24 protein-coding genes are annotated in these 24,398 nt (G+C 46.8%); 14 read left to right on the forward strand and 10 right to left on the reverse strand.

Translation table 11 applies throughout. The features are described 5' to 3' along the window. Nucleotides 1-2: 2 nt before the first annotated feature. The gene (gene dph5, locus MSED_RS08845) at nucleotides 3-767 is read left to right on the forward strand and encodes a diphthine synthase (RefSeq protein WP_012021677.1); all 765 of its coding nucleotides are present in this window, start codon (nucleotides 3-5) and stop codon (nucleotides 765-767) included. Further along, on the forward strand, nucleotides 749-1,405 hold the full coding sequence (locus MSED_RS08850; RefSeq protein ID WP_048060132.1) for a DUF357 domain-containing protein: 657 nt from the start codon (nucleotides 749-751) through the stop codon (nucleotides 1,403-1,405). Before dph5 ends, MSED_RS08850 begins: the two co-directional genes overlap by 19 nt. Here the strand turns inward: MSED_RS08850 and MSED_RS08855 are convergent. The 5 genes from MSED_RS08855 to cutA are packed head-to-tail and all read right to left on the reverse strand — an operon-like array spanning nucleotide 1,396 to nucleotide 5,231. Then, complete coding sequence (locus MSED_RS08855; protein ID WP_012021679.1) at nucleotides 1,396-2,049, reverse strand: DUF120 domain-containing protein; 654 nt, start codon at nucleotides 2,047-2,049, stop codon at nucleotides 1,396-1,398. The genes MSED_RS08850 and MSED_RS08855 overlap by 10 nt on opposite strands. Beyond that, the gene (gene twy1 / locus MSED_RS08860) at nucleotides 2,046-3,140 is read right to left on the reverse strand and encodes a 4-demethylwyosine synthase TYW1 (RefSeq protein WP_012021680.1); all 1,095 of its coding nucleotides are present in this window, start codon (nucleotides 3,138-3,140) and stop codon (nucleotides 2,046-2,048) included. The genes MSED_RS08855 and twy1 overlap by 4 nt, the downstream gene beginning before the upstream one ends. Before the next feature lie 60 nt (nucleotides 3,141-3,200). Continuing rightward, nucleotides 3,201-4,616, reverse strand: coding sequence for an Asp-tRNA(Asn)/Glu-tRNA(Gln) amidotransferase subunit GatA (gene gatA / locus MSED_RS08865; RefSeq protein ID WP_012021681.1), 1,416 nt, complete (start codon nucleotides 4,614-4,616; stop codon nucleotides 3,201-3,203). A gap of 1 nt (nucleotide 4,617) precedes the next feature. Continuing rightward, on the reverse strand, nucleotides 4,618-4,911 hold the full coding sequence (gatC, locus tag MSED_RS08870; protein ID WP_012021682.1) for an Asp-tRNA(Asn) amidotransferase subunit GatC: 294 nt from the start codon (nucleotides 4,909-4,911) through the stop codon (nucleotides 4,618-4,620). Next, entirely contained in the window at nucleotides 4,908-5,231 is a 324-nt protein-coding gene (cutA, locus tag MSED_RS08875; RefSeq protein ID WP_012021683.1) for a divalent-cation tolerance protein CutA, read from the reverse strand. The genes gatC and cutA overlap by 4 nt, the downstream gene beginning before the upstream one ends. Nucleotides 5,232-5,266: 35 nt before the next feature. On the opposite strand from cutA, the gene MSED_RS08880 reads away from it, so the two are divergent. Both MSED_RS08880 and MSED_RS08885 read left to right on the forward strand, forming a co-directional pair. Next, nucleotides 5,267-5,629, forward strand: coding sequence for a hypothetical protein (locus MSED_RS08880; RefSeq protein ID WP_012021684.1), 363 nt, complete (start codon nucleotides 5,267-5,269; stop codon nucleotides 5,627-5,629). Continuing rightward, nucleotides 5,589-7,205, forward strand: a complete 1,617-nt coding sequence (locus MSED_RS08885) for a DEAD/DEAH box helicase (RefSeq protein ID WP_048060133.1) — start codon at nucleotides 5,589-5,591, stop codon at nucleotides 7,203-7,205. The genes MSED_RS08880 and MSED_RS08885 overlap by 41 nt, the downstream gene beginning before the upstream one ends. Here the strand turns inward: MSED_RS08885 and MSED_RS08890 are convergent. Continuing rightward, nucleotides 7,181-7,645, reverse strand: a complete 465-nt coding sequence (locus tag MSED_RS08890) for a hypothetical protein (protein ID WP_012021686.1) — start codon at nucleotides 7,643-7,645, stop codon at nucleotides 7,181-7,183. The two genes, MSED_RS08885 and MSED_RS08890, sit on opposite strands and share 25 nt — an antisense overlap. 188 nt (nucleotides 7,646-7,833) lie before the next feature. Between MSED_RS08890 and MSED_RS08895 the strand changes: the two genes are divergently transcribed. Further along, on the forward strand, nucleotides 7,834-8,115 hold the full coding sequence (locus MSED_RS08895; protein ID WP_048060134.1) for a hypothetical protein: 282 nt from the start codon (nucleotides 7,834-7,836) through the stop codon (nucleotides 8,113-8,115). Here MSED_RS08895 and MSED_RS08900 read toward each other — a convergent pair. Then, nucleotides 8,081-8,401, reverse strand: a complete 321-nt coding sequence (locus tag MSED_RS08900) for a hypothetical protein (RefSeq protein WP_012021688.1) — start codon at nucleotides 8,399-8,401, stop codon at nucleotides 8,081-8,083. The genes MSED_RS08895 and MSED_RS08900 overlap by 35 nt on opposite strands. Nucleotides 8,402-8,510: 109 nt before the next feature. Beyond that, a complete protein-coding gene (albA, locus tag MSED_RS08905) occupies nucleotides 8,511-8,807 on the reverse strand; it encodes a DNA-binding protein Alba (protein ID WP_012021689.1) in 297 nt (98 codons plus the stop codon). 272 nt (nucleotides 8,808-9,079) lie between these two features. On the opposite strand from albA, the gene rgy reads away from it, so the two are divergent. Next, nucleotides 9,080-12,529, forward strand: a complete 3,450-nt coding sequence (rgy, locus tag MSED_RS08910; protein WP_012021690.1) for a reverse gyrase — start codon at nucleotides 9,080-9,082, stop codon at nucleotides 12,527-12,529. Here rgy and MSED_RS08915 read toward each other — a convergent pair. Both MSED_RS08915 and MSED_RS08920 read right to left on the reverse strand, forming a co-directional pair. Then, the gene (locus MSED_RS08915) at nucleotides 12,494-12,772 is read right to left on the reverse strand and encodes a ribonuclease P subunit p25 family protein (RefSeq protein WP_338100411.1); all 279 of its coding nucleotides are present in this window, start codon (nucleotides 12,770-12,772) and stop codon (nucleotides 12,494-12,496) included. The genes rgy and MSED_RS08915 overlap by 36 nt on opposite strands. 103 nt (nucleotides 12,773-12,875) lie before the next feature. Further along, entirely contained in the window at nucleotides 12,876-15,671 is a 2,796-nt protein-coding gene (locus tag MSED_RS08920; RefSeq protein WP_012021692.1) for a DEAD/DEAH box helicase, read from the reverse strand. Nucleotides 15,672-15,749: 78 nt separating this feature from the next. Here MSED_RS08920 and MSED_RS08925 point away from each other — a divergent pair, with 78 nt between their 5' ends. From MSED_RS08925 to MSED_RS08960, 8 genes are all read left to right on the forward strand, one after another. Then, on the forward strand, nucleotides 15,750-15,989 hold the full coding sequence (locus MSED_RS08925; protein WP_048060136.1) for a hypothetical protein: 240 nt from the start codon (nucleotides 15,750-15,752) through the stop codon (nucleotides 15,987-15,989). 102 nt (nucleotides 15,990-16,091) lie between these two features. Then, entirely contained in the window at nucleotides 16,092-17,534 is a 1,443-nt protein-coding gene (locus tag MSED_RS08930) for an RtcB family protein (RefSeq protein WP_048060137.1), read from the forward strand. Beyond that, nucleotides 17,531-18,463 (forward strand): deoxyhypusine synthase, encoded by a 933-nt coding sequence (locus MSED_RS08935; protein ID WP_012021695.1) that lies wholly within the window; start codon nucleotides 17,531-17,533, stop codon nucleotides 18,461-18,463. The genes MSED_RS08930 and MSED_RS08935 overlap by 4 nt, the downstream gene beginning before the upstream one ends. A gap of 34 nt (nucleotides 18,464-18,497) precedes the next feature. Then, nucleotides 18,498-20,093 (forward strand): DNA topoisomerase VI subunit B, encoded by a 1,596-nt coding sequence (locus MSED_RS08940; protein WP_012021696.1) that lies wholly within the window; start codon nucleotides 18,498-18,500, stop codon nucleotides 20,091-20,093. Beyond that, complete coding sequence (locus tag MSED_RS08945) at nucleotides 20,090-21,250, forward strand: DNA topoisomerase IV subunit A (protein ID WP_012021697.1); 1,161 nt, start codon at nucleotides 20,090-20,092, stop codon at nucleotides 21,248-21,250. Before MSED_RS08940 ends, MSED_RS08945 begins: the two co-directional genes overlap by 4 nt. 364 nt (nucleotides 21,251-21,614) lie before the next feature. Then, on the forward strand, nucleotides 21,615-22,010 hold the full coding sequence (locus MSED_RS08950) for a translation initiation factor IF-5A (protein WP_012021698.1): 396 nt from the start codon (nucleotides 21,615-21,617) through the stop codon (nucleotides 22,008-22,010). Nucleotide 22,011: 1 nt separating this feature from the next. After that, entirely contained in the window at nucleotides 22,012-23,352 is a 1,341-nt protein-coding gene (locus MSED_RS08955) for a signal recognition particle protein Srp54 (protein ID WP_012021699.1), read from the forward strand. Next, entirely contained in the window at nucleotides 23,318-24,397 is a 1,080-nt protein-coding gene (locus MSED_RS08960) for a pseudouridylate synthase (RefSeq protein WP_048060138.1), read from the forward strand. Before MSED_RS08955 ends, MSED_RS08960 begins: the two co-directional genes overlap by 35 nt. Nucleotide 24,398: the final 1 nt, after the last annotated feature.

Genomic DNA, 24,398 nt, shown 5'->3' on the forward strand with positions numbered 1-24,398 from the left:
AAATGGCAGATATATACTTTGTAGGACTTGGGCTGTCAAAAAGGTTTCTTACTAATGCCTCCCTGGAGGTCCTCAAAGGTTCAGACGTAATTTACGCAGACATTTACACTTCAATTAGTTGTGACATAAATGAAAAAACACTTAGGGAGATTACAGGTAAGGAGATTATTCCTGCAACTCGAGAGGTTTTGGAGACAAAGGAAAAAGAGATATATAAACTGCTTGACTCAGGGAAAAACGTCGCCATAGCTGTAGTCGGAGACCCCATGATTGCCACAACTCACGTTAGCTTAGCCACAGGTGCCAGGGCCAGGGGACATAGGGTTAGCGTTATCCCGGGGGTCTCAGTTCACTGTTACATGATATCTAGGTCAATGCTGTCTTCCTATAAGTTTGGGAAGTCAGTTACGGTTACTTTCCCTGTACTTGATAAGCTTGATTACACCCCCTATAGGGTGATAAAGACCAACAGGGAGCTCGGCCTTCACACAATGGTATACTTAGATTTGAAGGAGACCGGGATAATGACAGCCGATCTTGCACTTAACTACCTCAAGAAAATGGAAAGCGATATTGGGGACAAGGTTATCCTAGATGATGATCTTGTGGTGATCGGCGAGAGGCTTGGATGCGCAGATGAGAGGGTGAGGGCTATGAAAGTTGTGGACGCCCTAAATCAAAAATTTGGGGCTCCTCCACACATTATAATAGTTCCATCCAGAAACCTATATGAGATGGAGGTAGAGGGATTGAAATGCCTGAGCTGAGGGATAGGGTAATAAAATACATTAACGGAATGGAGGAGACGCTAAAACAGGTAAAGGGAGACGAGAGGATAATTAGTCTCGCAAGACAATACGTTGATGACGCAAAGTACTACCTGGAAAGGGGAGATCTTGAAACGGCGTTGGTGGACGTGGTCTACGCCGAGGGTTTAGTTGACGCCCTTAAGATAGTGGAGGGTGAGGGATCTAAGAAGGTCTTCGTGGGAGGTACCTTCGACATAATTCATCCTGGACACATAGAGTTCCTTAGGAGGGCTGCCTCCCTGGGCAGGGTTTACGTTGCCGTCTCTAGGGACAAGAACGCAGAGAAGGTGAAGGGCAGGAAACCTGTTAATGATGAAAACCAAAGGTTGGAAGTCGTTAAGAGCATCAGGTATGTGTATGAGGCTTTCCTAGGCGATGAAAATGACTTTCTGAAAAGCGTAGAGAGAGTAAAACCAGACATAATCTTTCTTGGGCCAGATCAAAAAGTCGATGAGAAGGCCCTAAAGGAGGAACTCGCAAGGCGCGGTATTTTAGTGGAAGTGGTGAGGTTGGAACACAGGATAAACACGTGGGGTCACAGTAGCACTTCAGCTATCATAAAGGAGATAACGGAGAGATATTGTAATCATGCATAGGCCTGAATAACTACCTCATCCCCATCCTTGATGTTGAGTTCCTTCCTAAGATGATATGGCGATATCACTTCAATAACGCTCTTAGGGTGAACACTCCTAAGCGGAAAGACCACGGCAGCAGGTTTTAGATCGTTCACGGATGCGGGAAATGCCCTAACGGCTCCAAGGACCCTATTCTCCTCCTTGTGCTCTGGAATATTTATTGCCTTAGAGATATCTAGGACGAGTCTGTTCTCCAGAGATATCCTATCATAAATCACGAGGTTAAGGGTTCCAGGATAGGGCTCAAAACCAAGAAACTTCTTGAATGATTCCATATAGTACGGCATGGACAGGAAGATTCTTCCTTCACCTAAACCTGAAGTAGCCCTTCCCCTTATTTCTAGGACGTGGGACGAAATAATTGTTGCCCTCATCATGGAGAGGCAATCCTCTAGCAATTTCTCTCCATTTTCAGTAACCCTAATAATTTCTCCTTCCTTTGAAAGGGATCTTCTAACCAGGTTCCTTTCCTCTAGCTCCTTGAGCTTTCTTGATACAGATTGCTGGGACATTTTAAGCTCGTCAGCAATCATTTGTTGCGTGACTTCTTTCTGTTGCAGGGAGAGGTAAACTATCTTAGCAATTAAACATTCATCACTCATGGTTTCGGACCATCTCCCTCTTCAGTGCACCCCATTTCAGCTTCCCTGTACTCCCCGTTAACGTCGTCCTGCGTATCTTGTGTTCTCCAGTCCCACTTTTCTGTCCACGCATTCCCTATCTGCATGGGTCTATCTATGGTACTCAGGAGAACAATCCTGCTAGGCGCATGTTCTGAGATTATCTTATAGCCAGTGAGTTCAGCCAGTTTCTCCGCAAAGAACCTAACCTCTGAGTGCCTTGGCATGGCATCCTTAGTAAGCCTATAGGTTGATGGACCTACGTGCATGTATGCCTTGACCTCAATGTATGTTGGCATTGCTATCCTCATTAACTTAGCGAATTCCCTTGCATCATCGTCACTCATGTTCACCTCTTTCATCATCGTCATTCTGATCACCGTAGGTGAGCTGAAGCTGGGCAATATCTCAAGGGTTTTCATTACAAGGTTCCACGAGTTCGCCACAACGGGTCTGTTAATTAGTCTGTGCTTTTCCTCGTTGGGAGCCTGTAGTGATACAAAGAGCTGAGATGGCTCCTCCTCGAGAGAAGCCAGCACGTCAGGCCTAACACCACTAGTTACAAGGAATGTGGTTATCCCGCGTTTATGGTATTCCCTAATGAGCTCCCCGATCCTCTCGTAGAGCGTGGGTTCACCGGTCAAGCTTATTGCCACATGGGAAGGTTTCATTGCCTCTAACGCCTTATTGTTCTCAACTCCTTCCCTTCCAAGATACCCTGAAACCGATCTCTTGTGCTCCTCAATGGACCTCTCCACAATGTATTCTGGATCATCCATGTAAGGCATCTTAGTTTCGTCCCAGTCTAATCCCACATCCTCTGGTTCCAATCTCCAGCAATGTATGCACCTGAACCAGCACCACATGCTTACTGGGGTCATCTGAACGCATCTGTGACTCTCTATTCCGTAAAACTTACCCTTGTAGCAATATCTTCCACTGGTAAGCGCCTCATGGGTCCAATGACACTTCTTATAGGCACTATGGCCACCAATAAGATGATATCTCTGTTTCTCCATCTCCTCACGTATTTTAGAGAGCGTGTCAATCCTGAAACTGCCTTTAACCGCCATTAATTATACCAAAACAGTTTACTCGACAAGTTTAAAATGCTTAGCTATGTGACGTGAACCCTAGATAGGTGCAGTTAGATCTTTCAATTTGGTTACATTTTCCATGTAAAGTGAGACCCCCATCAGGAAGGTGTCGGAGAGATATCTCCCCATGAGCTGGACACCCACCGGCAACCCGTTATGGAATCCAGCGGGTATTGATAGTGCAGGTATGGCAGCTAGGTTAGCCGTCACGGTAGCCACATCAATGGCATACATTTTCACCGGGTCATCTATTACCTCTCCAATCTTTGGTGGGAGTATCGGGGAGGTTGGTGAAACTAGTATGTCATATCTACTGAACAATTTCTCCAGCGAATCTCTTATTAACCTCCTAGTTTTCAATGCCCTAATGTAAAATTGTTCGTAATATCCAGCGCTCAGAATAAAGGATCCCAGCAATATTCTTCGCTTGACCTCTTTTCCAAATCCCTCACCCCTGTTCCTGCTATACACATCCCTCCAATTTCCCTCAGCATTAGACGAGTAACCATATCTAACACCGTCATATCTAGCTAGGTTAGAGCTAGCCTCTGACATAGCAATGATATAGTAGGTGGGAAGTACGTAATTCACCATTCCTAGATTGGTTTCCTCGATTACTGCCCCCTCAGATGACATCTTATTAAGGAAATCCTTCACCACTCCAACAACACCTGGATCCGAGGCCTCCATCACGTCCTTAAGCACCCCAACCTTTATCCCCTTGACTGTTATGGGGTTAATAGAGGAGGGGGAAGAGTAGTCTATGGTTGTAGCATCTCTCTGGTCACTCCCAGCTATGATCGAGAAGAGTAACGCCAAATCAGTCGAATTCCTCGCCATGGGACCTATCTGCTCCAGGCTGTTGGCATATGCCACTAGCCCATACCTGCTCACTGTGCCGTAAGAAGGCTTTAATCCATACGTAGAAGTGAAAGAGGCTGGGGTTCTTATGGAACCACCGGTATCAGATCCTAGGGCAACATCCACATAACCTGAAGCTAATGCGCTCCCACTTCCTCCGGAGGACCCTCCAGGTGTCCTGGACAAATCCCAAGGATTTCTAGTTGGGCCAAAATAACTTGTCTCTGTAGTTGAGCCCATGGCGAACTCATCCATGTTGGTTTTACCTAGTATCACAGCTCCCTCCCTCTTCAGCTTCGAGATTACGGTGGCGTCGTATGGGGGGACGTAATTCTCAAGCATCTTCGATGAGCAGGTGGTTCTTATCCCCCTAGTTGAGATATTGTCCTTTACCGCTATTAGTAACCCGGAAAGCCTACCTTCTCCCTTTACGGCTTTCTTTACCTCCTCTAGCACATCTTTCTCATCCCTGAGCGTAACGAATGCCCTAACCTTCTCCTCTACCCTTCTAATCCTATCAAAGGTTCTACCCACGTACTCGTCTGGGGATAGATTTCCATTCCTCAGGTCATTTACTATCTCCATTATCATGTTACCCACCTATGGTGCTAGGACCTATAATGTAACCATCCTTTTTCTTGGGCACATTAGCTAGGGCGTCATCCCTGGAGAGGGGTTGGGCCGGCTCATCCGGTCTCAGTTTACCTGTGGAGAGTGGATGGAACATGGGCTCCACGCCCTCAAGGTTTAGTTCGTCTATCTTGTTGAAGAAATCAAGGATCTTAGTCAAATCCCTCATGAATTCCTGCCTTTCTTGATCTGTTAGGGAGATCAAGGCCAGCTTCTCAAGTTTCCTCATAAGTTCTTCGTCAACCTGAACCTTCACTTGGAAACACTCTCATCTATCCAGTCCAGATATAACTTAAAACCATTCTTTATATCCAAGGCTAGAATCTCCGGAACTTTATAGGGGTGAAGTTCCTTGAGTCTATTCATTAGCTCGTCTAGTCTGTCAGAGTTGGTCTTTATTAGTGCCAAAACCTCGCTATCCTCTGTAACCTTCCCCTCCCATCTGTAAATGGAGACTAAGCCTGGAACTAGGTTAACGCACGCTGCTAACTTTTCCTCAACTAAGGTCCTGGCAATTCTTTTTCCTTCCTCCATGCCTGGTAATGTACTGATCACAAGGACATACTTTCCGGTCATGGCAAAATATTAGTTAGATTTCAGAAATAAATGTAATGAGACCAGCCGAGGTGCCCTTTCAAGCTGAAGGAATTGTGGACGCAGTAAATCTTGGAATATCTGAGGCCACTTACCTTGGGGCAGAATTCGTTGGATTAACGTTGGACAACGGCTTAGGCTTGATATTAAGGGTAAGTCCTGACGAAAATATTACGAAGATCTTGGTCATGAGTGAGGGAGAACTGCCATTACCTCTCTTGGGTATATTCGTGAGATTTGACGGGAAGGCCTACCATGTATACGTTGCCGATAAACCTGAAAAGCTCAACGAGGTAATTGGAGTTAACAGGAAAGTGGTCTTTGTGGAAGTGATATCTGGTGCCCTCGAAGACTTTCTACGTGAAGCCCTACAGCAATGAGATACTGGAGAGGCTGATTTCGTTTTCCAGATTTCTAGGTGAGGATGAGGAAGGCGGGAAGTTTGAAATCGACCCAGAGAGAGCCAGGTTGAACGGTGTGACTCTGGAACAGATAAAGAAGGTTCTAGGGGAGCTTGGGGTTAAGCTTGACCCTGAAACCCTCAATTTCCTGGAGACCGAAATGGGAGGTTATGACGCAGTTTTCGAGCTAAAGGGTAGCAAGTTGTTGCTCAGGGCCAGGACTAGGATATCGGAGATCTTGAGAAAATACAGGATAAGTATTCCCTATGATCCTGCGGAGAGGATTTACAGGACTAAGCCATTCTACTATCACTTGCTCAGGAGAATCCTAGAGAATGAGGGATTAAGGGTTAAGAGACTGGACTTAAGCAGGGAACGCTTTTCCCTGAGCTTGTCGGTCAATTTGAGAGAGTATCAGCTTGAGGCAGTTAGAGCCTGGAAAGATAACGGCTACAGGGGCGTTATTGCCCTTCCCACGGGCGCTGGAAAAACTCTCATAGGTGTGCAGGGGATCACTACACTGGGCCTGCCTACCCTAATTGTGACGTTTACTAATGAGCAGTTAAGGCAGTGGGAGGAGACCATAAAGAGATTCACAAAGGGAGATGTAGAGGTTGGCCTATACTATAGCCGAAAGAAACATCTAGCCCCCATCACAATCACTACATATCAGACCGCAATTAAGCATATGGATGAACTCTCATCCTTTCTATTTCTAATAATAGATGAAGCTCACCATCTTCCAGCGGAAAAGTTCAGGGAGATAGCCTTATCCTGCGTCGCCCCCTACAGAATGGCCCTCTCGGCAACGCCTTATAGGTCAGATGGTAAGCATGTGGAACTGTTTAGGTTGATGGGGGGCCTAGTGTATCAGAGAGGAGTTGAGGAACTTGTTGCGCAGGGTTACCTTGCTCAGTTTAGGGTTCTGAGGATCAAGATACCCCTTACCCTTGAGGAGAAGGCGGAATATGATAACCTAACAAGAAAGTTCAGGTCACTGTCTGAGGGAAGGCCAGTCCTAGAGATAGTGAAGAGGGCAAAGGAGGGAGACGTAAAGGCCATGGAGGCTCTAAAAGTATACAGCAGGATAAGGTACCTAATAGGTCTAACGAAGGGGAAGTTGTCCAAGATTAGGGAGATCGTTGAGAAAGAAAAGGGTAGAAAGGTTGTAATATTTACCCAGTACGTGGAACATGCAGAGCTTATATCGAAGTTAATTGGGGGGTACATACTCACCGGTCAGATGCCCAAAAGGGAAAGAGAGCTAGTTTTAGAGAAGTTCAAGCAGAGCAACTCCGGCGTTCTGGTTTTGACAACCGTGGGTGATGAAGGGTTAGATATTCCCGATGCAAGTGTGGGAATTGTGGTAGCTGGGACTTCCTCCAAGAGGCAGTACATACAGAGGCTGGGTAGACTTCTCAGGAATAATTCTGGGAATAAGGTAGCAACGTTATACGAACTCATTGCTAAGGGAACATCAGAGGAATATCAATCCAAGAAGAGGAGGTCTACGTCCTTGGAGGACCTATTTTACTCACTGGAGGACAAGAAATAGGTAAGAGAGTGGGCCAGTGCCAGTAGTAGAGTTCTATCGTCGCTTAGGTAAATCTCCTTCCCACTAGAGGAAATTAAGGGATATCCCCGCACAGTTACTATGGGAACTCCGGGAGAGGAGGCCACCTTAAACCTGGATTTACCAAGGAGTTCCCTTGCAGTAAATCCAGGCAGAAACTCGTGGCTAAGGATCTCCAGTTCGCCTTCCACCTCAACTACGGGCTCCACCATTCTGACGTTATCTCCCACTCTCACAGCATCTACCCAGATAGGGGTTGTTATTGTATGGGTACACTCGTCAGAGATCACAGAAAGAGGTGAGAACACCTGAGATCTCCCTCTAACAAATACGGTAACGGGTTTAACCACTATCAGGTCCCCGGTACGCAGTAGGTTTACCTCGTGGGGTCTGCATATCTTCCCTTCGAGAATGTATGGCATACATAAAACCTCAAGTGGGTAAATAAAACGGCAATGATATAACTTGTAAGGCCTGACCGTGATGAGCAACCAGGCTTTGAGCCTTATGTATCTAATTCAACAGGGCATAGAAGTAAAGGACAAGAGGATGAAGTACATGAATTAGCGAATTAGTTTAACATTTAATTCCTTACGTGCATCACGGAACCATGAGATGGTTAAAGAAGAGGGATGCAGTAATCTATTTTTTGTTATGGAAGAAATTCAGGAACACTGGATTCACACTCCTCGAGGCCTACTCTTATCTAGATCCTTATTTCTCCAAGAAAATAACAAAGTCCACTATAAGGTACATGTCTAGGGTTGGCCTCTTAATAACCAAGGAAAACCAAATGTACCTACTACCACTGGAGGAATATCTAGAGTTGATTTCTTTGCCGTATCTGAAGAGGAGGGCTACTCTTCGTCATAGAATTCAAGGATCACTTTGACCTTGACTTCCTGCTTTGATAGAGGAGGAATCTTATCGCCGAAGTCAACTCCTATGGCCACAGGATTTCCCATGGAGTCGTTAAATCTAACTTCTGCAACGTAATGCTTTGAGGGGCCGCTGCTCATCATGTTCATGAGCTCTGAGTATATCCTGGAGATCGCCATCTGAAATGCTATTGGACTGGAAAGGTCTTCCGGCCTCAGCTGTATTGAGGCCAGGTTTCCCATTACTTCACCAATCTTCGCCTTTGCCTCAAATTCAACTCTATGTGTAGGTTGACTCATGTTTATCCTAATAGTAAGATCATTACTGGTCTATTAAATATATGCCAACATATGCTCGTCGGCTAAAATAGAATCTCTGGAACGGTGTAAAAAAGCGCCATCTAACCGTTTATGCCTTTTTCTTTATGCTTATCTCGATAGTAGATACCCTAGATTGCCTACCGTCCTGGCTTGTTACCACTTGGCTGCCTACGCCTATGGCTCTGATCTCGATCTTGTCTGGAAGGAATCTGTTCCTGACTATTTCCACAGTGTCCACAGCTTTGCTTATTGCCCTTCCTCTAGCCTTTATTATGATCTCTGGAACGCCTTGGTTCAGCAGAGTTAAGGCAGCTAGGACGTAGTTCATTACTGGCTTTTTACCTACAAGGACTACGTTACTTGGAGTAGGAGATGTTCCGCTCATTTTATTCACCTATGTGCGAATCATAACCTTATCGTAAGTTTAAAAAGTTAATCGGACGCACGTCTTGGAGGTTTTCTTATAACACAATATAAAATCCCTTTACAAAGATTTTCTAAATTAGAGTAATGGCAGGGTAGATTTCTAGGGGAATTGACCTCGATATTTGCGTTCAAGTACTTCAGCGCCACTCTAGTTGGAAACTGCCAGTCCGCGTTTTGGTAACATCTGGTGCCCTATCTTATAAATCCCTTCCCTTTCCAAGGTAGGAATTAATGATAACTTCAGTGTTCCATAGCTCTTGTCCCAATTGTCAAGGACCTCTCGAAGATTACAGAGCTCTGGCAGGCTTACCTTGTACTTCGTGTATGCCAGGAAGTGTGGATTCGTTCAAGGATTTGCCTCAGGAGGAAAAGATAAAGGTAGTGTATAATATCCTAGTTAATAACGGAAAACTGGGGAAGTATTGGGAGCTCTACTACACCACGGAGATGTATAATGAGATCATCAATTATTTTAAACAGGTCACGGGGAACGAACCTTGGTCGTTGCAGAGGCTTTGGTTGAGACGATTGGGGGAAAGGGAAAACTTCTCGCTATCTGCACCTACAGGGATGGGGAAGACCACTACCCTGATCACCTACTCGACTTACCTTTCAAAGGGAGTTCTTTACATCGTTCCCACCAAGTCCCTACAGGAGCAGATATGTTCCAAAATTGGGGCAATCTCAAGCGTTTCCTGTGGGAAAGTTGACCCAAACACCATTTCAGTGCTTACCGTGAGTTACGTCAACAAGAACTATGATCACATGAAAGACTACAGGCCAAATTTCATAGCAGTCGACGATGCAGACGCCATAATCAAGAGTGGAAAGACCACAGATAAACTAGTGGAGCTAATGGGGATTCCCAAAGACGTGTATGAGGACGCAATGAGGCTGGTAAGACTTAGACGCATGCTTTACCTGAAGGATAACAAGGACGAGATAGTGGAGAAGATAGCACTTCTAGAGAGAAAGATACAGAGTTTCACGGGCATTATTGCTCAGTTGGTTGTTGCCAGTGCAACGCTTAGACCTAAGGGAGTGAAACAGAAGGCATTGAGACATATCTCAGGCTTCGACATTTCCACAGCTCAGACTTATGCCAGAAATATAGTGGACTCGTTCACCTTCTCGAGCCTGGAAGAAGTGGTACAGAAGCTTGGACCTGGAGGTCTCATCTTGGTTTCTAGGGAGTACGGAAAGGAGAAAATGAAGGAGATCAAGGAGTCACTCACCTCCCTGAACTTTAGGGTAGAGTTGGCAGTAAGCGGTAGGAAATTCCTCCAGGATTTCTCGGATGGAAAAACGGACATCCTAGTGGGTTCGGCATCGTATTACGGCGTAGCCGTGAGGGGGATAGATGAACCGAAAAGGCTGAAATATGTACTGTTTTACGGAGTACCGAAATCTAGGACCAGGGCGGAGGAATCCGTGAAGAACCCCTTCACCCTTCTGAGGGTCTCCAGACTCCTGGGAATCCAGGTTCCAGAGGAGGAAATATTAGGCCTGTCCCCTGCGGAGGCTCAGGCCATAAAGATCGCGATGATCACTGGTCAGTCTTTGGAGGGAAGGCTGGGCGCACTCCTAGAGAAAATGAAGGTTCTCGTAGAGGAGGCACAAGAAGCCCTTAGAAAGGTAGATGGAACTATTACAGGAGAGACTTTTCAGATCTCTAGAAAGGGAAGAGAAGTTTTCATAGAGTATCCCGATATAATAACTTACCTCCAGGGGTCTGGAAGGAGTAGTAGGCTTCTAAATGGAGGTTTAACGCAAGGCTTAAGCGTTATCTTGGTGGATGACCAAGTTATATTTGAACTATTCAAGAGGAAAATGAACTTTCTAATCCCTGGATTCGCCCCAGTGAACTTTGAAGCACTTGAGTTGGACAGGGTAAAGGAGGAGATTGAAAGGACCAGAAGGGAAGGAGGAAACAAGGTTGAGATTAAAACGGGGCTTCTTGTGGTCGAGTCTCCCACAAAGGCTAAGACGATCTCCAGACTATTTGGGTTTCCTGCACGTAGAAGCGTGGGAGGAGTTCCGGTATACGAAACGGTGATAGTGGAAGGGAACAGGGTGTATATCCTAGATGTTATGGCCACTAAGGGTCACGTGACTGACCTCACACTGGAGGAGAAGGGATACTATGGAGTAGAAATTAAGGGAGACAAGATCAGCCCTCTATACTCCCACATCTACAGGTGTGCCAGTTGTAAAAGATCGGTCAGCAAAGAAGTAGAGACTTGCCCGTATTGCGGATCCAACCTGATCTCGTCCTCTCTCTCAACCATCAATGCCATGAGAAAGCTCGCCCTAGAAGTAGACCAGATATTCATTGCTACCGATCCGGATACCGAAGGCGAGAAAATCGCCTATGACGTCGCAGTTAATGTGTCCCCATACAACCCCAATATCATGAGGATAAGGTATCACGAGGTAACCAGGAGTGGTATAGTGGAGGCACTGAGGTCAGGTTCCACCCTGGACATGAACACCGTTAACAGCCAGATAGTTAGAAGGATAGAGGACAGATGGATAGGATTCGAACTAAGTAAATTGCTCAAGCTTCGGTTCGGAGACAGGAATCACGGTGCAGGTAGGGTGCAAACTCCAGTCCTAGGTTGGATAGTGAAAAGGACCACGGAGTATAAGCAGAGAATGGGGTGGATACTAAACGTTAAGGTAGGAAACTACGTATACAGGGAGTTTCACAGGGAGAAGCCCAACATTCCGGATAGCACCGTGGAGGTTGAGGTATTGGAGGAAAGGGAGGAGACATTACTCCCACCTCCTCCTTTCTCCACGGATGATCTGTTGATAGATGCGTACAGGTGGTACAGGATTCCGGCGGAGAGGGTCATGAGGCTGGCCCAGGATCTCTTCGAAAGCGGTCTTATCACCTATCACAGAACCGATAGCCATCACGTGTCTGGCAAGGGAATGGAGATAGCTAAGGAATACCTAGAGAAGGTGAACTTATCTCAAGAGTATCAGCCCAGGGGATGGGGGAATGAAGGAACGCACGAGGCCATAAGACCAACAAGGCCCCTGGATGTGGACTCGCTCAAGAGGGAGATTGCTGAGAACCCAACCATGCTTTCGGTGAAGTTCACCTGGGCCCACTTCGCGCTTTACGACATGATATTCAGGAGATTTATGGCTAGTCAAATGCGTGAGTCTAAGGGAACCATACGGAAATACAGGATGAAGTTAGGGGAAAGTATCTGGGAAGTGGAGCTACTAGTCAGGATGAGTGGTGGTTTCTCTAACCTCTACACCTACAGGTTATATGACGTACCCGTGGGAAAGGTGAACGCTGAGATCAACGTAGTTAGGGGATCAGATGTAAAGCTGTTGACGTATGCCGACGTAATTAAGGACATGAAGGAGAAGAGGATAGGAAGGCCCAGCACCTATGCCAAGACTATCCAGTCACTTCTAAGACACGGATATGTAATAGAAAGTAAAAGGAAAGCAGTCCTCGTGGCAACAAAGAAGGGGATAAACGCCTATGAGTTCCTGTCTAAGTTCCCAGATCTTACCTCAGAGGAGGTTACCGCAGATTTACTCTCCAAGATGGATGCAATATCTTCGGGGAGCTTGGAGCCAACCACAGTCCTACTTCCGGTTCTCCGTGAGCTACAGGGTCTAGAAACTCTTCCTAAGTCTGAACAGGAGATATGATACCCTTCTCTTATCCTTAAACTCGCTACCTATGCTAACATCGACAAGAACTACACCATCGCCAAGTTTCTCCTTTAGGACATTGTACACATCCACTGTCCTATCTATCTCCCTGCCGTAACCCTTGAGTTCCACATCCTTAATCCCCTGATTAAATGAGGAGATTATGTCTAATACCTGTTCCTCTATGGGCTTATTTCTGCTTACAACGAATTGATTACCTCTTTCCATTAGGACTTTCACTACATTCATGAACCGCGATTGAAAAATAAATCTATTGATCGTACATTCAATTCCTGTATCAGTAACACGGGCCAGTATCATCAAGTCATATTTTGGGCTCTCATCACGTATATTTGAGGTTTTGAATGTACGCCGACGCGTTTAAGAGTAGATAGGGAACTATATCCCTCCTCACGAAATAGTACCTTGGGGACATGTTACATATCATGGGATCCACGGGATCGTGGATCCTAAGCTCCCCAACTTCATCCATGGGGATCCTCTTGGCGAACTCCTCTGGATTTTCTAATATCTGTTTCGGCTTAAATATTAACTCCGTGTTGCTAGAGCCTTCAATGGACCTCATCTCTGCAATGAAAGTCTCATCCTCGTTAATGGGAGCGAAGGAGGTATAGAACTCGTCTGAGTTCACAAGTTGTTTAAGTTCATCCACTGTACACCACCTTATCTCCTTACTATCCACGTCCACAAAGCTGGTTACCCTATACTTTGTGCTCGTTTTTCTCATCTGCTTAAGTTTCACCTCTAGGCTTCTTGGAGGAATAGATAACATTTCGGAGATTTCGTGAACAGTATAGGCTCCACCCTTCAAGGCATCGTAAATCAGGATATTGATCCCAGAAATCCAAGGTTTGATGGGAGCGTGAGAAAGTACTGCCTCTCCCAAGGGCGTCAGCTCCGATCTAACTATCCTTATCTTCCCCTCCCTTATCCTTTTCAGCGTGGTGAGGGTTCCCTTTATGTTAAAGTAACGCTTTACGGTCTGCCTTAGACCTTCCTTGATTATCAGTTTATCCTCCTTCGGGTTTATCTTACCTATCTTACCAAAGCTGGCCTGAATCTCCTTTTCCACGGACATGAAGAGCGGGGATCTCAGAATAGATCTGAAAAGTATTTTCCTTATTCTCTCCTCCTTCATTTGGACCAATTCCCTGAGAAGGTCCCTGTCAGTTATGTTAATGGAGAATCCATATATAGAAGCCCTAGTATACACGTTTAGGGTGTACTTGGAACTCGCCAAGTACATCAACATGTGAGCAATGGTGTTAGCTACCCTTTCGTCAATCAGTGTAGAATAAACAGTTTCCTTATCTGTCACTGTCATGTAAATTGTACTTGAGGAAGGTAAAGGTAACTTACTCCTTACGTATTTCTCCATCAGAGCCTTTAGGCTTGCCTTAGCACTATCATCCAAAATCTCGCTTTCTAGTATTTTATCACCAATCTTGAAGAGTTCTTGGATTTCCCTAGGAATTAGTTGCGACTTTGGTACTCCCTCTCCCCTCCAGATGGGGATTTCTCCCTCTCCACGGTCTGCTGGCGTTAGGTCTACCATCATCATTCCGTTGTGTATTCTGGCAACCTTCCATAGTTTACCGCTAATCCTAATCAGGTCACCGGGACGAATATGTTTATACACGTAGATTGCGTCTATCTCACCTATTATCTTCTCCCCGCTCCTCAGGGTGAAGGCGTCGTCATTACTTATCAGGGAGAAGAACTCCGAGAAGTTCTTGGCCCATACGAAGTTATTGGACCTATTAAAGGTCCAGATCTTGAAGAACGATTTCCCTAGCTTAAGTTCGTCTCCCTCTACCACCACTAGGTTATTCCTCTGGAGGTAGGAGATGAGGTTCTGGAATTCCTCTCTCGTTAAGTCCCTATATACCTGAGAGGCAGTAATAATCGAGAAGACGCGTTCCAACTTTATAGAGGAGTACTGGAGTAGCATTCCAAGTATCTCCCTGGCTACCACGTCTAACGGTCGAACCCTTCTAGGAGGTTCGAGCTTCCCCTTCCTCGAAAGGGAATATATTGCCAACGCTTCGAGGCAATCAAAGTCCTGCACACATATGATCTCACCGTAGGGTATGCCACCAACGCAATGACCGCTCCTCCCCAATCGCTGAAGGAATGACGCCACTGATGGGGGAGGCCTATACATTATTATTTTCTTAACCTTTCCCACATCTATACCAAGCTCCAGGGTTTTGGTACAAAGGACCGCCCCAGCCTTACCACTCCTGAGGTTCTCCTCAGCATTGCTCTTTGAATCCCTGGAGATTGAGGAGTGGTGAACGAAAATCCCCTTCTCTCCGAGCCTTTCCAGTTCCTCATGTAATCTTTCCGTGAGGAACCTGGAATTAGTAAATACCAGGGTAGGTGGCTCCAAGGACTCCTTGATGATCTTGGCCGACGCTACCCAAACATCCCCGGAATCCTTAATGGATCTTATCTTCAGTCTGAACTCCTTCCCCGCCTCACTTTTTACGATGGTCTTGGGCCTACTGGAAGATCCGAAGAGGGTATTTGCCACAAGCTCCTCGTTACTGATAGTAGCTGACAAACCAATTCTTTGGAAGTCCTTTCCTGAGAAATCCTTCAACCTTTCCAGGAGAACGAAAAGCTGAGCTCCCCTCTTGGACCCCATGAGCTCGTGTATTTCATCAATTATCACCCACTTCACGTTCCTGTAGTTATCCCTAAACTTCGAGGCCCAATCCATGTCTATTTCAAGGCCCTCTGGGGTAGTAACCAGGATGTGGGGAGCCTTCCTCAGTCTCATGTTTTTCTCCTTCTGGGGCACCTCACCATGCTTTCTGCTCACCACAAACCCCAGCTTCGAGGCCCACCAATCTATCCTGATCGTGATGTCATTTATCAGTGCCTTAAGTGGAGTAACGTAAATCAGGGACACAGGTTTTTGCTCTCCCTCTGACATCAGGCTAAGAATAGGGAGAAGTGCAGCCTCAGTTTTCCCAAATCCGGTAGGGGCTATGATTAGCGTGTTATTTCCCCTCAAAATGGGTTCCATGGCCATTTCCTGGATCTGGGTCATTTTGGTCCAGTTTCTCTCCTTCATTAGGCTCGATATCTTCTTGCTGAGCGAGTCACTCATCTATTTCACCATATATCGTTTGGCGGGGCAGTACCAGCTATGGTTATTTTTAAAAATATAAAATCTATCCTCGTCAATATGTCACAATCTCATGTATGCCTCACATGCGGTAGGCCCTTTCCTGAGGGGCAGGGAATAATCCTAACATTAGCAGGGAGAACACTCGAGTTTCACAGCAAGGCATGTGCGTATTCCTTTCTGAAGGACCTGGTATTCTCAATATCCGAGGACTGCGTTTCATCTCCCCTAAGGGACGTCTATGAAAAGCGTCAAGAGGCACTTGAGGAGATGAAGAAGAGGGCGGAAAAGAAGATTTAGTCAGAGTAGATTTGTTCATCACAATTCAGGGTCCGCCACACTCATCAGCACAATGAGAACAGTTTTATTACTTAAAAAGGATTGACATGATTTGAATCTTCCATGGATATTTCTCTAAAGCGTGTGGACTCCTTTGAGTGGAGGATAGAAAGGAACGGTTGCATGAAGGTACCAGCAACTGTGTTCGCAGATGACGTACTCATCGAGAAAATGAAACAGGACATGACGCTGAGACAGGCAACTAACGTAGCCTGTCTTCCAGGAGTCCAAGAATCTGTTTACGTGCTTCCCGATGGCCACCAGGGATACGGATTCCCCATAGGGGGAATTGCTGCCACGTCCATAGATGAGGGAGGAGTAGTCAGCCCAGGCGGAATAGGATATGATATAAACTGTGGAGTTAGGTTGTTAAGGACTAACCTAGATTATTCTGACATTAAACCGAAACTAGTTGATATTGTGGAAGAGCTTCACAGGAGCGTCCCCAGCGGGGTAGGAAGCGAGGGCAGGATAAAGCTCACCCCTCAGGAGCTGGACAACCTCCTACAGGAGGGCGTTAAGTGGGCAGTGGATAAGGGTTATGGATGGAGTGAGGATATGAATAACATTGAACAAAGGGGTAGTTGGGAACTAGCTGATCCTAGTAAGGTAAGTCAAGTGGCAAAACAGAGGGGAGCCGCACAGCTGGGAACTCTAGGGGCTGGAAATCACTTCCTTGAAGTACAGGTCGTGGATAAGATATATGACGAGAGGATAGCTAGGGCCCTCGGAATAACAAGGGAAGGGCAAGTTACTGTCATGGTTCACACGGGATCTAGGGGTTTAGGTCATCAGATAGCCAGTGATTACCTGCAAATAATGGAAAGAGCCATGAAGAAATATGGAATAGAGGTACCAGATAGGGAACTGGCAGCGATTCCCTTTGAGAGCAGGGAGGGACAGGACTATTTCAGGGCGATGGTGTCTGGAGCTAACTTTGCCTGGAGTAACAGGCAACTAATTACCAACTGGGTGAGGGAGAGCTTCGGCAAGGTGTTCAAGGTAGATCCTGAGAAGTTGGACCTTCACATTGTGTATGATGTGGCCCATAACATAGCCAAGATAGAGGAGTACGACATAGGCGGGAAAAGGAAGAAGGTCCTGGTTCACAGGAAGGGTGCGACCAGGGCATTCCCACCAGGAAGCCCTGAAATCCCACAGGAACACAGGGAAATAGGGCAAGTAGTTCTTATTCCAGGAAGCATGGGAACAGCAAGTTACGTAATGGCTGGAATACCTGAGGGTAGAAGGACCTGGTTCACTGCCCCGCATGGTGCGGGAAGATGGATGTCGAGGGAGGCTGCAGTGAGAAACTACCCTGCCAACTCAGTTGTGGGATCCCTTGAGGAGAGGGGTATAATAGTGAGGGCTGCCACACGTAGGGTTATAGCTGAGGAGGCACCCGGTGCATACAAGGACGTAGATAGGGTTGCGAGGGTAGCTCACGAGGTTAAGATAGCTAAGCTAGTTATGAGGCTTAGACCCATAGGGGTGACCAAGGGTTGAGAAGGGAGGACATACTAGTGGAGGAGGTTCAGGACATAACGCTGGACGACCTTAGGGGATCCAGCCTTCTTGAGGTTTACAACAAGATCTACGGATTTAGTGCAGAGAGTATTTACAGGGGATCAAGGATCCTCAAAAGGATAGTTTCCGAGTGCGATCTCAGGTTTATTTCCTTCACTGCCAACCTAGTCTCAACTGGGCTAAGGGGTCTCTTCGCTGACATGATTAGGAGGGGATACTTCAACATGGTAGTGACCACGGGAGGCACAATAGATCATGATATCGCCCGAAGTTTCGGAGGGAAGTATTATAAGGGGTCGTTTGAGTTCAGCGACGAGGAACTTAGAAAGATAAACGTGCACAGGCTGGGTAACATACTCATTCCCTTTGAGGACTATGGAGGGATGGTTGAGAACGCTGTCAACAGGATTCTTCCTCCTCTGGTCAAGGAGAAGAGGGAGTGGTCAGTTTATGAACTCCTGTGGGAATTTGGGAAAAGGATCGAGGACAAGCACTCTATCTTGAGGGCAGCGTACGAGACCAATACTCCCATCATAGTCCCTGGGGTGGTGGACGGAAGCTTTGGGACAAACCTGTTCATTCAGTCGCAGTTCACTGGGTTGAGAATAAACCTGTTTGAGGATATGAGACTCATCAAGGACAGGGTATTTTCAAGTAAAATGGCCGGAGCCCTTCTCATAGGTGGCGGTATTAGCAAACATCACACCATATGGTGGAACCAATTCAGGGATGGACTAGATTACGCAGTCTACCTCACCACTGCCCAAGAATTCGACGGAAGTCTTAGCGGAGCTAGGCCCAGGGAGGCAATTTCCTGGAACAAGATAAGGGAGAACGCGGAACAGGCGGTTATCTACGCCGACGCCACCCTAGCCCTCCCGATCTTGGCCACATCCTTAATAAGCTAAGTCACATAATAATATGTCTATCATGGTGATTTAAGTGTCAGCTAAAGAGAAATTTACTAGCATCTCGCCGGCGGAGTTCTTCAAGAGGAACCCAGAGCTAGCAGGTTTCTCCAATCCGGCTAGGGCTATGTATCAAGCTCTAAGGGAATTGGTTGAGAACGCGCTGGATGCAACAGATGTCCACGAGATTCTTCCGTCCATCAAGGTAATCATTGAGAGAACCAGCCAGGAAAAAGAGATTTACAGGCTCACTGTGGAGGACAACGGAATAGGTATCCCACCGCACGTAGTTCCTGACGCATTTGGAAGGGTGCTCTACAGCTCAAAATATGTACTGAGACAGACCAGGGGAATGTATGGGCTTGGTGTCAAGGCAGCCGTCCTCTACAGCCAGATGTATCAGGACAAGCCTATTGAAATAACCACTGCCCCGCTCAACTCCAAGAGGATCTACAGCTTCAAGTTAAAGATAGACGTAACAAAGAACGAGCCCATCATCTACGAGAGAGGCTCAGTGAATAACGACACTGGCTATCATGGTACTTCAGTCTCCATGTACATTCTAGGGGACTGGATGAGGGCCAAGAGCAGGGTGTACGAGTATATAAAGAGGACCTACATCATCACCCCCTACGCCGAGTTTTACTTTAAGGATCCGGAGGGAAACGTGGTCCTATATCCTAGGCTCACCAACAAGATGCCAGTCCCTCCCAAGGAAGTGAAGCCCCATCCCTATGGCGTTGATATAGAGTTACTCAAGAACATGATCTCGAGACAGAAGGAGGACACAACGGTAAAGGAGTTCCTGGTGAAGGAGTTTCAGAGTGTGGGAGAGAAAACAGCCCTTAGCGTAATTGAAATGGCCGGATTGGATCCTGATAAGAGGGTCCAGAAGCTCACCGATGACCAGCTTTCTAAGCTGGTAGATGCTATGAAGAACTTCCCTGACTTTAGACCCCCTTCACCCGAGGCCCTTTCCACAATCGGGGCCGACTTAATAGAACTCGGCCTGAAGCAGACCTTCAACCCAGAGTACGTCGGTGCAGTTACCAGGAGACCTAAGGCCTATCAAGGCCACCCCTTCATCGTGGAGGTTGGGCTTGCCTATGGTGGGGATATTCAGCCCTCCGAGGAGCCCACGGTCCTGAGATACGCCAACAAGATACCCCTCATATACGACGAGAAATCTGACGTTGTATGGAAAGTTGTCGAGGAAATTGACTGGAAAAGGTATGGAATAGAGGATGAACAGCTACCCCTAGTGGTTATGGTTCACCTCTGCAGTACCAAGGTGCCGTACAAGAGCGCAGGTAAGGAGAGTATAGCTGATGTAGAGGAAATAGAGAAGGAGATAAGGAACGGAATAATGGAGGCTTCAAGGTCGCTTAAGACCTTTATGACAGAGAAGAGGAAGGAGGAGGAGGCTAGGAAGAGGCTTCTAACCTACCTCAAGTACATCCCAGAGCTTGCCAGGTCGCTCTCCATCTTCGTGACGGATGGGAAAAAGGAGCTAGCTCCCAAGGTTCAGGAGGAAATACAAAACAAGATGATAGACCTAGTGGTGACTAAGCTTAATATTAAAGACAAAGATTTGGAATTATTTAAGTCATATAGGGTTGAGACACTATGAGCGAGTTCGTATCTAAGGTTGACAAGGAGGCAAGGAGTAGGGCTGCCGAGACTTTAAAGAAGAACTTCCTCACACTCTTGGATCAGCTAAATAGGGGAGAACCCCTGGTCATGGAAATCCCCAAGCGTACCCTGTCTAACACCGTTTACGATGAAAAGAGGAAACTCCTCCTCTTGGGAGAGGAGAAGATGAAGAGAAGTTTCCTAGATATGAACGAGGCCAGGAGGTTCATGCAGACCGTGCTCATGGGAAGCATAATTTACGATGCTCTCGTTAACGACGAGTACCCCACCATACGTGACTTGTATTACAGGGGAAAGCACTCCATAATTCTCAGGGATCCCAAGGGAAAGACCCACGAGGAGAACACCTGGGACGAGCAAAAGGAATCTGACAGCGTCATAATAGACATTGAGGTCTTCACCTCGCTCCTTCGTGAGGAGATGCTGATCCTGAGCAAGGAGAAGGGGAAAGTGGTTGGGGATATGAGGTTAAGGAGCGGTAACGACATAATAGACCTAAGCAAGATGGGCCACGGGGCTTACTCCATTGAGCCTACCCCAGACCTGATAGATTTCGTTGAGGTTAACGCTGATTACGTCCTTGTGGTGGAGAAGGATGCTGTATTTCAGCAACTGCATAGGGCAGGCTTCTGGAGGAAGTATAAGTGTATTCTGATCACCAGTGCAGGACAGCCCGATAGGGCGACCAGGAGATTCCTGAGAAGGCTAAACGAGGAATTGAAGCTACCCGTTTACATTTTGACAGACGCTGATCCATATGGATGGTATATTTACAGCGTTTTCAGGATAGGCTCGATCTCTCTCTCCTACGAGAGCGAGAGGCTCGCCACTCCAGATGCCAAGTTCTTGGGCGTCTCCATGGGCGATATCTTCGGAACTCCCAAGAAGAAGGCCTACCTCAGCGAGAGGGAGAGGTCGAGTTTCATAATAAAGGCAAAGGAGACCGACATAAAGAGGGCACTGGAGATCAAGAACTACAGCTGGTTTAAGACCAAGAGCTGGGAAGAGGAGATAAACATGTTCCTGCAGAAGAAGGCCAAGCTAGAGATAGAGGCCATGGCAAGCAAGGGTCTCAAGTTCCTAGCCTTCCAGTACATCCCTGAAAAAATTCAGACCCAGGACTTCATAGGGTAGAAACTTTTTCCCCATGAGAACTTCACGGGTCAATGAAAGATCAGGCGAGACAGGTTATTTCATCGATCAAACTGAATTGGGCTCTTCATCCAATTCTACATATCCTAATATCTCATTAAAAGTGTTCTTCTTACAGACCTTGCAGTAGTGGTAAATTGACTTCTGCTTACTTATATCAAAGCTCACGTTAAGCGATAGCTCTGTACCGCACTCAGTACACCTAATTTTCCAAGGCATACTTATTTAGGGGTACGGGTTCAAAATAAATCTGCTGTGAAGAGGAATCTGGTCTGATCCATGATGAAGGGCCAAAGCTCAGAGCAAGAGTTTTAAGCCTAGTGTAGAAGTGGTGAACTGGATAATAATGGGGATAAATTACTCCACAGTTGGTGAAATGAAAGAAGGTAGCTACATAGTTATAGATGGAGAGCCCTGCAGAGTAGTAGAGGTTACCAAGGCCAAGACTGGAAAGCACGGAAGCGCTAAGGCTAACATAATCGCAGTCAGCATCTTCACTGGGGCTAAAAAGACCCTCATGGCTCCAGTGGACTCAACAGTGGAAGTGCCCATCATTGAGAAACGCATGGGACAGGTAATCTCCAATGTTGGAGACAAGGTTCAGATCATGGATCTCGAGACGTATGAAACCTTTGAGATAGACATGCCCACCGAGGAGGATGTGGCCAGCAAGATAAAGAAGGACGCCGAGGTGGAGTATTGGGAAGTAATGGGAAGGAAAAAGATAGTCAGGGTAAAGTAACTTGTTAGACGGAATAAGGGACGCGGTAAGGAAATTTTTAGGAGGAAACACTTCCTACGAGGTAGCTGTAGAGGAGTTCATTAAGGACATTCAGAAGGCCCTTATTTCGTCAGATGTTCAGGTTAAACTTGTTTTCTCACTTACCAACAAGATTAAGGAGAGACTCAAGAAGGAAACTCCTCCCTCAAACCTGGAGAGGAGAGAGTGGTTCATCAAGATAGTTTATGACGAGCTTTCAGCCCTGTTTGGAGGGGATAAGGAACCAGAGGTTAACCCCAAGTCAATCCCATGGGTTATCATGCTAGTGGGAGTCCAGGGCACTGGAAAGACCACAACCGCAGGCAAACTAGCTTACTTCTACAAGAAGAGAGGTTATAAGGTGGCCTTGGTTGGGGCAGACGTATATAGGCCAGCTGCACTGGAGCAACTTCAGCAGATAGGGAAACAGATAAACGTCCCCGTTTACGGAGAACCTGGAAGTCAGGACGCAGTTGGAATAGCCAAAAGAGGCGTGGAGAAGTTCCTTTCAGAGAGGTACGAACTAGTGATCGTGGATACGGCGGGAAGACACGGATACGGCGAGGAGGTTAAACTCCTGGAGGAAATGAAGGACATCTACGAAAAGATCAAGCCCAACGAGGTTATCCTAGTTATAGATGCCTCCCTGGGACAGAAGGCCTACGATCTGGCCAAGAGGTTCCATGAGGCCAGCAACGTTGGTTCCATCATCATCACCAAGATGGACGGTACCGCGAAGGGAGGGGGTGCCCTCTCTGCCGTAGCGGCAACAGGTGCCCCAATAAAATTCATCGGTGTGGGCGAGAAGATAGACGAACTGGAGGTCTTCAATCCCAGGAGGTTTGTGGCCAGGATCCTCGGAATGGGAGACCTGGAGGCTATCATAGAGAAGATGAAGGCCATGGAGGATTACGAGGGGATACAGAAGAAAATGGGGGAGGTCATGACAGGGAAGTCCAAGCTCACCCTGAGGGACATGTACAAGCAGATAGTTGCCGTGAGGAAAATGGGTCCACTCTCTAAGATCCTGCAGTTGATACCTGGAATGAATATGATGGGGGATATCCCCGAGGACCAGGTTAAGGTAGGAGAACAAAAAATGCAGAGGTGGCTTTCCATCATGAACTCAATGACCTATCAAGAACTGGACAATCCCTCAATTATTGATAAACAGAGAATGAGGAGGATAGCCATGGGATCTGGGACGGAGGTTGAAGAGGTAAGGGAACTCATAGAGCATTTCAATACGGTACAGAGAACTCTTAAGATGCTCAAGAGAAGGAAAAAGGATGTCGAAAAACTCTTCGGCCAAATGGGTGGCTGAACAGGCCTTAGCTTTACTTGAAAGATATCCCCTTTGCGATTCCTGTTTAGGAAGATGCTTCGCCAAGCTCGGTTACGGTCACCTTAACAGTGAAAGGGGAAGGGCCATAAAGCTCTCCCTGCTCCTTGAAATTGATAGGAGAGTCAAGGAACACGAGCTCCCAGATCTAGGGGAGATGAAGGAGATACTATTTAACATGGGAGAGGTCGGGGAATCACTTTTCTCCCACTATTTCGGAACAGGATTTCAGAGGAGATCGTGCTACCTGTGTAATGATGTCCTCCCCCAGGTAAAGGAGGACTTTGCCACGAAGGCCCTATCCCTCCTGAGAACTTCGCCCATGAAGTATGTCCTGGGTGTTAGGCTATCCCCCAGAATGCAGGAACTTGAGACAAGCTTCGCAGTTACGAATGGTCTCGTGTACTACGAGAGCATGAAGGCGGAGATAAGGAGGGAAGTGGGGAAGAGGTTATCACAGCTGGGTTTTGAGCCTGAAATCGATAACCCTGAGGGAGAGCTCGTATATGATATGGATTCTAGAAATGTTGAGGTGATAAGGAAGAGTCAAAAGACGCTCTACCTATACACCAGGCTCTCGAGGGGAGTCCCCATATCCTCTTGGTACTCTAAGGGAGGGGACTCGCTAGACAGGGAGATAGGAAACAAGATCATCATCCCCTTCACTGAGCCATCTGACGTCCGCATCCTGGAACCCTATCCGTTGGTGATTGAGGACTACCACGAGGAGAGGAAAGAGGTTATGGGCTACTCCCTGGTTAGGACCTCCACATTGGGCAAGAGTGAGTTCAACCTACTCATGGAAAACAAGCCCTTCTCTAGGACCTACCGAGTGGTCTTCTACTCCAGGGAGAGAAAGGGGCACGAGATATATGACGGCATACAGGACACCATGATTGAAGCTAGGAACTATGACGAGCTCATGGAGAAGGTAAAGTCCATGAACGTGGAGATCATTTCCGTAGACTTGATAAGAACTGAGGGAAAACATAGGAGAATAAGAGCCCTTTTAACCAGGGTCGAGTAAT

Origin of the sequence: Metallosphaera sedula DSM 5348, assembly GCF_000016605.1 — an archaeon.
GTDB classification, from domain to species: domain Archaea; phylum Thermoproteota; class Thermoprotei_A; order Sulfolobales; family Sulfolobaceae; genus Metallosphaera; species Metallosphaera sedula.